Genomic DNA, 13039 nt, shown 5'->3' with positions numbered 1-13039 from the left:
CGATATAGCTAGAATATCTTGTATGTATGATTGGGGGTTAGGGCTTATTTCAACCACTCGAGTTAAATATTAGCATATCTTTTTACAATAGTAAGTGGAAATTTGAGGATATATTTAATGTATAATGGTATCTAGTATTCTACAAAGTGTACGGTATATATATAGAAGATGTTTATATTTTTATATAGGAGTTTACAATTTTATTATACGACAAGGAAAGGGGGTTCTGTGATACAATCCAACTATGAAAAAATTTATTGTGATTCTTATACTTATAGCCCTTTTAGTAGGCTTGGCAATTTCATCGAGTCAAACATACGAACAGCAATCACTTGTTTCTACGCTTGAACAGCTGCTGCCTGATGAACCTGGCAAAGCTGTCCTGTCCGAATTGGAGTTTTCCTATTGGGACCGCATAATTTCAGTTGACGAACGCGGTTACTATTACTTTGTAGAATTTTTAATTCGCAAAGCTGCACACTTTTTAACGTTCGGATTTCTTTCTTTAGTAATCTATTGGGTACTGCCAAAACGAAAAGGGCGCTTATTAGGGGCTGCCCTTCTTACATTAATATTAGCTTGCGCTGATGAGTTACATCAATCTTTTACAGGAGGACGAACCGCTACCCTTCAAGATGTCTATTTGGACATGGCAGGTGCAATTACCTTTTTGTTTATTGTTGCAGTTGTTCAGTTTATTCGAGCTATCAGGAAAATTTAGAGCCCAAATAGTAAGTGCAACTTTTTGTGAAGTTGTTCGCATATGATATGATACGCGATACAGGAGGTTTTATTATGAGCAACTCAGCTGATCAACTAATCCATTCAATTTCTTATGTATCTATCCAACGGGTCGTTGACCGCCTGGAACAAACATACCTTAAATCTTTTCACTCTATTCATTTGTTCCAGGATCGTATCACTACCTCCCAACGCACATTTCCACTTGAGCATGTGTTTGATCTATCATATCGTCCTTTCTCTGGTCAAACAGGTCTTTTTTATCTTCATACCCACGAAGGCGTATTTACATTTGAAGTAGTGGATAACCCCGATCGTTTCATTAAATTGTTTAAAGAAATACAATCTAACTGATTTGATTTTCAAATCACTTATCCAACCTTTAAATAAACCTAAAGTAGTATGTTTAGTAAATATATCAAAAGGTATAAAAAACTAGAATAATGTTCTAAAACTTTATTTATTTACGTTCTTTTTCATTTAACTGTCATTTTTATTGGAAAATCATGTTATAATTGAGGCATATATTTTTCACAAACATAGGTCTTTACTCATGATAGCTAGTAAAATTCAAAGTTTATGGGAGGGGCTAATATGCTTCACGAAAAGGAGTTAGCTACATTACAAAACTCTATTAGCCATTTACGAAGTGAAGGTAAATACGAACTAGTCATAAAGACTGCAGAGGAATTATTGAAGAAAGGCACTCAGTATGCAGATCCGAAAGCCATTTTATATGCTCATTACTTCAGTGCGCTCTCCAATTATTATGTTGGTGATCTCAAAAAAGTTCTTTTCCATATTGAAGCTCACCATGAAAATTGTCTATCATTCGGTGCCAAGCAGGACTGGATGCGCTCGTATTATTTACAATATTTCGTCAGTTTTATATCAAACGACTTTGAACATGGGCAAAAGCTGCTGGAAGACGTACTCTCGATAGCTCTAGAAACAGAGAATTTCGTGTATGTGAGCATGGCCTATAGTAACTTAAGCCATACGCTCAATAAAACTAATCAATTTTCTGAAGCTCTGAAAGCTGCCCAATCTGCAGTTAAATATGCAAACTTATACGTGGCAGATCGCTTTATCCTTTCGATTCGCGGGCATCTATATTTAGTTGAATCTGCCCTCAATATGAAGCGTTCTGACATTGCGATGACAAGTATAAAATGTTTAGATCAGCTCCCAGAGTTACAAAAGTATCCACAGGAGAAGGCCTTTTTAACAATCTTAAAAGGCCGGCTTTACGAACTCCTTGGTGACCAAAAGAAAGCGTTTCAATTTTATACAACGGTCAAAGAAAGTGACCTATTGCTTCACGATAATTTTTTATTGAAAGAAATTCAACAGAAACGAATTGAATTAGCAGAACATCTTTTTAGTTATGATGAATTGGCGATCATACAAAAGGAATATATTGATTTATTACATGAACTCGAAAGCTACAATTGGGGGAAAGCTGCTTTAGAATTAAAACTCCGATTGCAAGCCTCTTCTAAGAAAACAAATGAGCATCTTGACTATCTAACTGGTTTGTATAACCGAAGGTATTTAGAGGAAACGACGGATCGTTTATTGGCCGCTGCTTCACATACGAAAGAATCTATTGTTTGTATCGCCTTTGATATTGATAATTTAAAATCTATCAATGATACGTACGGTCATTTAGCAGGTGATGAGGCAATTAAAATGGTAGCAAAGGTTTGTTCTTCTCTAATTCGGAGAGACGACATCTTAGGACGTTTCGGTGGTGATGAATTTGTGTTGGTCATGCATGGAATATCGCGAGAGCAAGCGAAGAAGAAAGCTTTACTCATCTCAAAGAAAATTGAAACTATACCACTGGATCTACAAACTGTCCCTGAAAAGATTACAATTAGTATTGGTATTGGTGATAATCTGATGCGCGATGTTGTAAGCTTTAAAGATTTATTTCACCTAGCTGATTTAGCGCTCTATAGAGCAAAGCAAAATGGGAAAAATCAAATCGTTTCATTTGTATAATAGAAACATGAATTCCTTTTGAAAAGGATTCATGTTTTTTTATATGGTATTCACCTTCTCCAATTCTGAAATAAGAACAGAGAAATAAAATAAACCTAATCCGGCATAAAGCCGAACTAGGTTTATTCTCAATCAAGAATCTTGATTTTCACATTCTTGCGGCCCCATTGGTACGCGCGTGTCTTATTTGGAATGAATACATCAATCTTATTTCCTTTAATTGCGCTGCCAATATCTCCAGCAACCGCATATCCATACCCTTCGACATGGACTTTCGTGCCTAATTTAATGACACTTGGATCGACTGCAATCACTTTCAAATCTGGGTTTTTACGTAAGTTTAAACCTGTTTTCGTCAAGCCCGTACACCCATTACAATGTGCCGTATATGCTGTTGCACTCACCATGAACTCTTTAACGACTTGTGGTCCATCAGAGCGTGATGGTGTTTTGCTCTTGTTTGAAGATGTACTGGAAGCAACTTTTGACGGCTTAACTAAGCGCAGTTTTTGGTTTGGATGAATAACCGATGACTTTAAGTTATTCCATTTTTTCAAATCTGCTACGGAAACTTTATGTATCTGTGAGATTTTATATAAGCTATCGCCTTTTTTCACTGTATGAACAGATGTAGCTGCAGATGTTTCATTCATTCCGCTTGTGAAAATAGTAATCAACATGGCTACTGTTAATGAAAATAAAAACTTCTTCAATATGCCACCCCTAACTTTTTAATAGACTCAGCTTACCAAGCTACTGTTACAGTTACATTACAACTATCAGTCGAATCCATTACAAAGATAAGTCTATTGTTACAAGTATGGCTCCTTAATAGAAAATTGCTTAAGAAACAGGTATTTTGTCCAATAAATCTATCAACTACTGTCGAAATAACTCTTATTTCTTCTTACGTTTTATCTATTAAAAAAAGGGTAAATTCTCTGTAGTGAGAAAATAAGAGCTTTTAGTTCAAGGAGGGAATTTTTTATGGTTAGAAGACAAGTGGTAGGAACATATGACACGGATACAGAAGCAATTGCGGCGATTGAAAATCTTAAACGCCAAGGTTTTACTGCGGATCAAATTTCAGTAATCAGTCGAAGTTCCGATCAAGTAGAACATGTAGTGGAAGAAACGGATACGCATGCAGGTGAAGGCGCAGCTACAGGAGCAGCAACTGGAGGATTAATTGGAGGATTAGGCGGCATTTTAACGGGCCTTGGGGCCTTAGCTATACCTGGCGTCGGTCCGATTATTGCAGCAGGACCAATTGTAGCGGGCATCACGGGCGCGGCTGCAGGTGCCGGTGTAGGCGGTCTGGCGGGTGCTTTAATCGGCATGGGGATTCCAGATGAAGAAGCACATCAATATAATGAACAGTTCGAACATGGGAAAATATTGGTATTAGTCGATTCCGATCTTTATGACTCATTAAATGACCCGGCACCTCATGGCAGAGGTCCACTTATTTGATTTAAAGATACAAGAGTCTCCACAAAGGAGGCTCTTTTTTGATTGGAAAAACTTATGCACTTAGCCAGGTTTACTATTGTTTGTTTTTTCTTCATTTGGGGGATAGCAAGAGAGACAACAATTATCTTTAAACGATTGGGGTGCTGACCTTGCCATTGACAAACAATAGAGATGATATTTCAAGAGCTATTATAAAACTGACGAAGGACGGTAATTTAGAGTCCTTGAAAAAGGCGATTGATGAATTAGAGCCTTCTGAAGTTGCTGCACAATACCGACGGCTGCCAAGAAAGCGACATCCAATCTTTTTGGAAGTATTGGACACTGATAAATTGATCAAAATGCTCGGGTCCCTAACTAGAAATGAACAACTGCGGGTGCTTGAATTAGTAGGCCCGATTCGTTCAACAGAATTACTTGATCAAATGAAAAGTGAAGACTTATCCTATCTGCTTTCAGATCTTCCCGATAAACAAGTTGAAAAATTAATTGCTGAAATGCGACAGGAAGAAAAAAAGTATATTCGCCAACAGAGAAAGTATCCAAAAGATTCTGCAGGTCGAATTATGAGGACTCGTTATGTATGGGTTCATCAATCTTATAGCGTCACAAAAGCTGTGGAAAAATTAAAGCATTATGAAGCTTTCGCCCATTATCTAAATTATGTATATATCATTAACGATGATAAACAATTAGTTGGCGTATTATCCTATAAGGACTTGTTGCTTGCTGAAGCTGATGAATGCGTAAAAGATATTATGCAAACTTCGATCGCCAAAGTGTTTGATACGACCAAGCAAGGTGAAGTTGCCAAAATGATTGGGCGTTTTGATTTTGTGTCCCTTCCTGTAGTCAATGAAAATAATATATTGATTGGGATCATCAGGGCTGACGAAGTCCTCGACATTGTCGTCAGAGAGGCAGATAAAGACATCGAAATGCTTTTTGCTTCCGGTAAATCGATTGACTTCCATACAAAACCCCTAGTTGCTGCCTATCGTAGACTTCCTTGGCTTATATTATTACTTTTTATCGGGCTCGTTTCAGGCAGTATCATTTCTCGTTTCGAAGAGACCCTCGAAGCTGTCGTTGCACTTGCCTTTTTTATGCCAATGATTGCAGGAATGACAGGTAATACTGGTACACAGTCACTCGCTGTCGTCGTGCGCGGTTTAGTGTCTGAAGACATGACCATGAAAAAATCTCTGCATTTAGTATTTCGCGAATTAATTGTTGGCGTTATATTGGGTGTCGTGTGCGGGGCAGTTATTTCTGTCATTGCATATATTTGGCAAGGAAGCTTTACTCTTGGATTGGTAGTAGGTTCCTCACTCATTGCGACATTGATCATCGGGACAATTGCCGGTACTGTTATTCCCTTGATCCTCAATAAGTTCAAAGTCGACCCTGCTGTAGCATCCGGTCCTCTGATCACAACGATCAATGATATTCTTTCCTTGCTGATCTATTTTGGTATTGCGACAATGTTTATTTCTAAATTAATGTAACAAAACCTTCCGACTTTTCATGCATAAAGTCGGAAGGTTTTTCATATGTTATCTTAATGAAAGACAGTTGTAAGGTTGGTGTAATTTATGTCATTATGATGCCAAACACTACAGGGGCATGACATTTCTCACAGTTCGATGATTTGCGTTTATTCTGTTCTTCACAGGCTATACTTATAGTAATACCAATTGCACAAACGGATTTGGGTTGAAGTTTGGTGCAGCTGGGTTTGTGATAGGGAAGAAACTATACGTCGAATAGTTAAGTACCGCTTAGTCGAAGAGCGGGTACCTAACCAAAACTCCGCGATCATGGGTTGATCGCGGAGTTTTTAATTGATTTTACGCTCGGGTTAACAACTCAGGCTTTCTGTCTTTCATTGGGTTTGTCTGTTCAATTGCATATCCTACATCAAGTATACGAGCTTCAGCAAATGCAGGCCCGATAATCTGGACGCCAACCGGCAGATTCCCTTTCAGCCCTCCAGGTACCGATAATGCCGGTAAGCCTGTTAAGTTACTTGGTCCTGTGAAACGGATAATATTATCAATCAAATCGACTTGCTGACCATTCAGATCAACGGTATCATCCCCAATTGTACTGGCGACTACAGGCAACGTTGGTGCGATCATTACATCCACTTTCTGGAACGCTTGTTGGAATTCCTGTTTCAACTGTCGTCTGACTTGCTGTGCTTGTAAATAATCTACAGCCGACGGTAGTTCACCCAGTTCAAACAACATGCGGATATCATCGCCAAAATCTTGTGGTCTCTTCAACATATCTTCATGGTGAATTGCAGATGCTTCAGAAAGTGAAGTAACCAGCTCTGCCCACTCCGCATATTGAAGTGAAGGAATATTAACGATTTCTACTTTAGCTCCTTGATCTACAAGAGCTTGTATGTTTTTCCGTACGATTTGATCTACTTCATTATCGACTTGTTTAAAGAAGTACTCTTCATTCACTCCGATTACCAAGTCTTTCACATTGCCTTGGATCTTTTGCAAATACTGATCGACCGGTTTATTCACAGAAGTGGGATCTTTCTGGTCGTATCCTGAAATGATATTCATCATTCCCGCCGCATCCTTGATTGTTTTCGTCATAGGTCCAATATGGTCCAGTGTCCAAGCTAATGGATAACAGCCATATTTGCTAACTCGTCCATGCGTCGGTTTTAATCCGACAATTCCGCAAATGGATGACGGAATCCGAATGGAGCCTGCCGTGTCTGTTCCAAGTGAAGCAACACTCGAACCTACCGCCACAGCTGCTCCGGAACCGCCACTCGAACCGCCTGGTATTTTATCGGTATCCCATGGGTTTCTGACCGCTCCGTAATGAGGATTATTATTAGTGATCCCCCATGCGTATTCGTGCATACTCAGTTTGCCGGTAAAAATTACACCTGCGTCCCGCAACTTGCTAACAACAGTTGCATCATCGTCCGGAACAAAATCTTTATGGATTTTAGATGACATTGTAGTCACTTTATTTTTGAAATATAAATTATCTTTTAAGGCCATCGGGATACCGTGATACATTCCCCGATACTTTCCTTCTTTAATTTCTTTTTCTGCCTCACGGGCTGACTGCTCTGCTTCATCGCGATAGATGGTCATATACGCATTAATGGATTCCTGAGTGTCCTCAGCATGGTCTAAAACCGCCTTCGTTAAATCAACAGGAGATAAGGAGCCATTTTGTATAAGCGGAGCCAATTCTTCAACAGATTTCTGAATCAATTCTTTAGCCAATATGATCACCTCCGGGAATATTGCGAAGCCCGATATCGGCGTCTTCGATTTTAACACCCTTTAATGTCCCTCTTAACTCTTGCATACCCTTCCAGCGACTTTCCAAGATCTCCAAATGTTCCGGCTTAGCCTGAATCCCTTTGTTCTCCAATAGTTGCTTAACGGATAGAGACAATGTGTTCACTCCTTTTAATTTGTTTTTTCTACATTGTTTAGTGCAAAGTGAGATCTTATTGTGAACCAATACTAAGCTCTCTCTTTAACACTATCATCAAGTTATAAATTATTCAAAATAATTCAAATATAACAATCCTCTACTGGGTCTTTTCGTTTAATTATATTTTTCTTATTTTACTGCCCTATATCTTTTACAATGGCTTTTATGAAATTTAACTTAAAATAAAATATTCTACCAAATACTACAAAAGATACATGCAATTAACCTAAAAGCATGATTATTTATATTAATTGTACCAACAGTACCGGAACATATTAATATTTTAGATAAAACGAATCAATTTTAGTTGGTGTAAACTTAGTTGCTTGAGTTATTTAGCAATCTATTATAACTTCGACTTGTAAGCGCTTACTACTATTATTTATATAAAAACATTATTCTAGGGGGAATTCTATGTTAAAAAGAAAACTAGTTATACCTGCTATTTTAGCAACAATTGTCGCTGCGCCCACTTATTCTTCAGCTGCAACTGCAGAACACTCCTTACCTCCAGCTGCCGGCCAAACAAACTCTTCACATATGTCTTATTCTCCCGGCACTCATTATGAACAATCTCTCAAAGTATTAGAGTTATACAAAGAACCAGAAATGGAGCTTGTAACGCCAGGCTTGAAAAAGGATAAATGGATGACTACGAATCCCGACATGATGCGTTACCTGCAAGATATCGTGGATAATAACCCTACAGTCAGTATGGAGATTGCCGGGCACTCTCTTGAAGGCGTTGTACTGCCTATGCTCATTTTCACTACAACCAGCGGAAAAGATTCAGCAGAATTTAATTCGAAGCCCACAGTTTGGCTACAAGGACATGTCCATGGTAACGAGCCTGCCGGCGGAGAATCCATGCTGGTCATGGCTAATGAGTTGGCAAATGGAAACCTAGGAAAAGAAGTATTGGATAAGATCAACGTCGTCATTTATCCACGTATCAATCCAGATGGCGCACAATACTTCCAGCGTCAAACAGCACTTCCTTTAGATGCGAACCGAGATCACGTAAAATTAGAGCTTCCTGAAACCCAAGCTGTCCATAAAGGCATGAATCAATTCCAACCTGAAGTAGTAGTCGATGCACATGAATACGGATTGAGCGATTCAACCTTCAAGCAATTTGGCGAGCAAGGCTCCATCAAGTATCATGATATCTTATTGCTATCCGGAAAGAACTTAAATATTCCAGAGCAAATCCGAAAGCAATCAGATGATTTATTCGGAAAAAATGTTTTTCAGGCACTCGAGCGTACTGGCTATTCGAGTAGAGAATATTTTACTAACAGCTCCAAAGATGGTCATGTGACATTGGATGAAGGCGGCGCAGAAGCAAGAATCGGTAGAAACGCAAATGGATTGCAGCCAAGCTTCTCCTTCTTAGTAGAAAGCCGCGGGATCGGGATTGGTAAAGAGAACTTTGTCCGCCGAGTCGCATCACAAGTCGAAACACACTCAAGTATTTTGAGAACAACTGCAGAAAATGCAGAGTCTGTTAAGAAAATGGTGCAAGATGCTCGCGATGAAATAGTTGAAAAAGGAAAAACAGTGTCGGAAAAAGACACACTTATTTTGAGAAGTGATCGTACAGAAGTGAAAAACCAAACTCTCGAAGTCGTTGATGTTGCAACAGGAACGGTAAAAGAAATACCGGTTGGCTATAACAGCGCAACGAATGGTATCGCTACATTAGAACGCGTTCGCCCTACCGCTTATATTTTACCGCCAGCATATCACCATATTGCGGACAAGCTGAAAATTCAAGGAGCTACTGTTAAGAAAACAAAGAATGCTCAAGAGTTAGAAGTGGAGAGTTATATAGTCACAGATAAAAAGGTAGACACAAGCTATTACGAAGGACATATGCGAGCAAATATCGAAGCCCAACTCTCCAAGAAAAGAGTATTCTTCCCTGCTGGCAGCTACGTCATCAGTATGGCACAACCTACCGCCAATCTAGTCGCTCTTTCGCTAGAACCCGAATCTGTCGATAGCTATGTAACATTCAACTTTATCCCTGTAAATGTAAAAGATGAAGTACCTGTTTACCGATATATGAAAGAGTTGGAGTTGGATTTAGTCCTGGAATAAAAATAAATGCCAAAAAGCCTGTCTTGAAAGTCAGTAATTTCTTTCAGGACAGGCTTTTATTTCTGTATCAAACTTCGGACGGTAAAGGATCACTTCAATGCTTCGTCGGGATGAACCATTACACCATCTTACCGAACCATTCTCATTCCCGACAGCACATTCCCCCTGATAGAGCAGCCGATAAATGACAAACAAAAGATTTTCAGTAAACACTAGAGCCGTCCAAAACTTCATGACTTATTACGTTTATTTTCATTACCGAACGGGAATTTATGAAGCAGGAGGTGACGGTTCATGCCATGGAGTAAAAATGATTATCCTGCTTCAATGAAGAACTTAGATCCAGATGTCCGAGAAAAAGCGATTGAAATTGCCAACGCCTTATTAAGAGAGAACTACGAAGAAGGTCGCGCCATCTCAATAGCTACCGCCCAAGCTCATGAATATGTAGAAGGAAAAAGTGAAGGACGTCCACACTACGAAGTGAAACCTAGGCAAGACGAATGGATTCTAAAAAAGACCGACAGCGACCATGTCATCCTTAAAGATTCTACGAAAACATATCTACTAGAGAAAGCCAAGAAATATGTGAATGAACATGATGGAGTTTTATCCATTTTCCTTGCTGATGGATCACATGAAAAGACCCTCTACGAGTAACTAGCTCGCCCTTTCAACATTGTAAGGGCAAGCTAGTTTTTTTCTTTTGGCTCTGGAGGATAAATAACCGTGCCATTACTTTCTAGCACTATATGATGTGGTCCCCATTTTCCGATAACATGATCTTCAATAAGCGTTTTCTCTTTTGGACCGTCTATAATATGTTTCACTTCCCATCCGTGCAGCGCCAGCCAATTACTGATTAACAGACGATGGCATCGTGCGGGATGGCGTTCAGAGCAACATATCGCAATCCTCTGCTTTAAAGCCTTTTCCATCAATCGATCAACGCCTTCTTTAAAATCTGCAGTTAATGTGTAATCCGCATAATTATGAAAGGACTGATTGTCCCACGCATCATTTATTTCTGGATCAATCGTCTTCGATTTCCTCCGTCGCCCACCAAGTTTTCCACAGTGTTCATATGCAATGTCGTTTGCAGGGAGCCATTCTTTCATTAGATTCTCATGAAAATGAGGAAACTTTCGACTGCCTGGAAATGCCCTTATATCAATCAACCTTTCGATCTTCGCATCATCAAGCAATTTTAAGAATTCTTCTTTTGTATGCGTAGAATGACCAATTGTATAAATCTCCACCTTCTCCCCTCCTCTTACCATCACTCTTCCCTACTTGCCTGTATGAATAAACTTTTAGATAAATAAAAAGCCTTCCAGCAAAAATACTGGAAGACCTTCTGTTAATCCATCTTTTCTGTTAACCATAATGACAATTGAGGGAAGAAAACTACGATCGCCAACACTAGAATCATCAAGAAGATAAAAGGTATAACTCCTCTTACAACATCTCCAAGTTTTTCTTTCGATATTCCGCTCACTACGAATAAGTTCAAACCAACTGGCGGTGTAATCATACCCAACTCCATGTTGATTGTCATAATGATCGCGAAGTGTAATAAATTAATATCAAAATGAACGAGCATAGGCAATAGAATTGGTAGTGTAATCAGAATGATGGAAACTGCTTCTAAGAACATTCCCAACACAAACAGCAATAAATTCACAAGCAGGATAAATACCCACTTATTCACATTACTTTCCGAAATCCACGCCCCGATTTCATGAGGAATTTGTGCATTGGTTAAATACAATCCGAACAAACTTGCAGCTCCGATAATCAAGAAGATCATCGCAGTAATGTTGATGGACTCAATAATGATCGGACGAATATCCCGAAAATGAAGTTCGCGATAAATAAACGCTGATACAATGATTCCATAAAACACCGCAATAACAGCAGATTCTGTCGGTGTAACTACTCCGCTGTAAATACTACCCAAAATCAAGAATGGGAGAAATGCTCCCCAAATTGCTTTTAATGAACTCTTTCTTCTCTCATCCCAAGTAGCTTTCCGCTCACTTTTATAGCCATTTTTCTTTGCATAAAAAATAGCTGAAGCAATAAGGACTCCTCCTAATAGGACTCCCGGAATGACACCGGCCATAAATAACTTTCCTATCGAGACTTCTGCTGTAATACCATAAATAATCAATGGAATACTTGGAGGAATCAAAATCCCCAACGTACCACCAGCTGCTACCAGACCCATAGAATACTTCTTATCATACCCTGCATTCACCATTGCAGGAATCATGATCGAACCGATTGCCGCTGCTGTAGCCGGACTAGAACCCGAGATTGCCGCGAAAATCATACAAGCTAAAATCGTAACAACCGAAAGACCACCCGGTAAATGGCCAACCCATGATTTCAAAGCCTCGATTAGATACTTCGAAATTCCGCCACGGGCCAACAGAACGCCCGCTAGGACGAATCCTGGAATCGCCATCATCGGAAAGGAATCAAGAGCCGTAAATATCCGTTGCGGTACCATCGTCATATTAAAGTCGATCTGCCACAACACAACCATAGTCGATAAAGCAAGACTGATGGCAATCGGAACTCGCAACAGAAGTAAAATAAAGAAAATACTAAGTAAGAGGATTGTCATATTTTACATCCTTTCCGCGTACCAATTGAACCAGTCTTTCAATAAAACGCAATGTAAATAATACACCGGAAATAGGCAAGATTAAGTAGACAATCCACATTGGAATGCCGACATCCAGTGATACCATGCCAGAATGATAACGTGCTTCTACGAGTACATAACCGTAATACGTATAGGCCAGGCAGAAAAAGATGCTGACAAGCGTAGCAAATAAATCAACAAACTTTTTCATTTTACCTGGCATTTTATCATAGAGGAGATCTACTTGGATGTGCTGATTATGTCGTAATGCAATAGAGAAACCTAAGAAAACGCCCCAAATAATAACATATCTCACTACTTCCTCAACCCATGCTTTAGGAGAGTTGAAGCCATAGCGCATGACGACGCCATAGAATATGAGTGTAATTCCACCAAAGAAAAATACTCCTGCTGAGATTTCCTCAACTGCTCTCCAAATCTTTTGTAATGTTTTCAATAGTTCGCACCCCTTCTGCTGAATTCAGATACATTGCAAGTGCGTGACTTGTCGTCTTTCCAACCTACTGCTAATCATTCGAAAGACGACAAGTCATGCCCTATGCCAACCTATAAACA

General features: G+C 39.3%; 13 protein-coding genes. 7 read left to right on the top strand and 6 right to left on the bottom strand.

Annotated features, from left to right (window positions below; all coding sequences use genetic code 11):
* Positions 1-244: 244 nt before the first annotated feature.
* From MKY93_RS04115 to MKY93_RS04105, 3 genes are all read left to right on the top strand, one after another.
* Positions 245-721 (top strand): VanZ family protein, encoded by a 477-nt coding sequence (locus MKY93_RS04115; protein WP_009765930.1) that lies wholly within the window; start codon positions 245-247, stop codon positions 719-721.
* Between the two features lie 74 nt (positions 722-795).
* Positions 796-1095 carry a hypothetical protein gene (locus MKY93_RS04110; protein ID WP_040758379.1) on the top strand — a complete coding sequence of 100 codons (300 nt, stop codon included), beginning with the start codon at positions 796-798 and terminating at the stop codon, positions 1093-1095.
* Between the two features lie 240 nt (positions 1096-1335).
* Complete coding sequence (locus MKY93_RS04105) at positions 1336-2748, top strand: GGDEF domain-containing protein (protein WP_340758349.1); 1413 nt, start codon at positions 1336-1338, stop codon at positions 2746-2748.
* Positions 2749-2876: 128 nt separating this feature from the next.
* On the opposite strand, the gene MKY93_RS04100 is transcribed toward MKY93_RS04105, so the two are convergent.
* On the bottom strand, positions 2877-3461 hold the full coding sequence (locus tag MKY93_RS04100) for a 3D domain-containing protein (RefSeq protein WP_009765933.1): 585 nt from the start codon (positions 3459-3461) through the stop codon (positions 2877-2879).
* 274 nt (positions 3462-3735) lie between these two features.
* On the opposite strand from MKY93_RS04100, the gene MKY93_RS04095 reads away from it, so the two are divergent.
* Together MKY93_RS04095 and mgtE are read left to right on the top strand one after the other, a co-directional pair.
* A complete protein-coding gene (locus MKY93_RS04095; RefSeq protein WP_340758348.1) occupies positions 3736-4221 on the top strand; it encodes a general stress protein in 486 nt (161 codons plus the stop codon).
* A 149-nt stretch (positions 4222-4370) separates the two neighbouring features.
* Entirely contained in the window at positions 4371-5729 is a 1359-nt protein-coding gene (gene mgtE, locus MKY93_RS04090; RefSeq protein ID WP_009765935.1) for a magnesium transporter, read from the top strand.
* Positions 5730-6071: 342 nt separating this feature from the next.
* Here the strand turns inward: mgtE and MKY93_RS04085 are convergent, their stop codons facing one another.
* Together MKY93_RS04085 and MKY93_RS04080 are read right to left on the bottom strand one after the other, a co-directional pair.
* On the bottom strand, positions 6072-7490 hold the full coding sequence (locus tag MKY93_RS04085) for an amidase (protein WP_340758346.1): 1419 nt from the start codon (positions 7488-7490) through the stop codon (positions 6072-6074).
* Positions 7483-7674 carry a hypothetical protein gene (locus tag MKY93_RS04080; RefSeq protein WP_009765937.1) on the bottom strand — a complete coding sequence of 64 codons (192 nt, stop codon included), beginning with the start codon at positions 7672-7674 and terminating at the stop codon, positions 7483-7485. The genes MKY93_RS04085 and MKY93_RS04080 overlap by 8 nt, the downstream gene beginning before the upstream one ends.
* Positions 7675-8121: 447 nt before the next feature.
* On the opposite strand from MKY93_RS04080, the gene MKY93_RS04075 reads away from it, so the two are divergent.
* Positions 8122-9810 (top strand): M14 family metallopeptidase, encoded by a 1689-nt coding sequence (locus tag MKY93_RS04075; RefSeq protein WP_340758345.1) that lies wholly within the window; start codon positions 8122-8124, stop codon positions 9808-9810.
* A gap of 294 nt (positions 9811-10104) precedes the next feature.
* A complete protein-coding gene (locus MKY93_RS04070; protein ID WP_340758344.1) occupies positions 10105-10470 on the top strand; it encodes a hypothetical protein in 366 nt (121 codons plus the stop codon).
* A gap of 32 nt (positions 10471-10502) precedes the next feature.
* Here the strand turns inward: MKY93_RS04070 and MKY93_RS04065 are convergent, their stop codons facing one another.
* The 3 genes from MKY93_RS04065 to MKY93_RS04055 form a co-directional block, all read right to left on the bottom strand.
* On the bottom strand, positions 10503-11069 hold the full coding sequence (locus MKY93_RS04065) for a DUF488 domain-containing protein (protein WP_340758343.1): 567 nt from the start codon (positions 11067-11069) through the stop codon (positions 10503-10505).
* A 101-nt stretch (positions 11070-11170) separates the two neighbouring features.
* Positions 11171-12442, bottom strand: coding sequence for a TRAP transporter large permease (locus MKY93_RS04060; protein ID WP_078817198.1), 1272 nt, complete (start codon positions 12440-12442; stop codon positions 11171-11173).
* Positions 12423-12920 carry a TRAP transporter small permease gene (locus MKY93_RS04055; RefSeq protein ID WP_009765942.1) on the bottom strand — a complete coding sequence of 166 codons (498 nt, stop codon included), beginning with the start codon at positions 12918-12920 and terminating at the stop codon, positions 12423-12425. Before MKY93_RS04055 ends, MKY93_RS04060 begins: the two co-directional genes overlap by 20 nt.
* Positions 12921-13039: the final 119 nt, after the last annotated feature.

Origin of the sequence: Sporosarcina sp. FSL W7-1283 (assembly GCF_038003105.1) — a bacterium.
Lineage (GTDB): Bacteria > Bacillota > Bacilli > Bacillales_A > Planococcaceae > Sporosarcina > Sporosarcina newyorkensis.
Note: the sequence above shows the minus strand (reverse complement) of the source record. Positions and strands in the feature narration are given on the sequence as shown.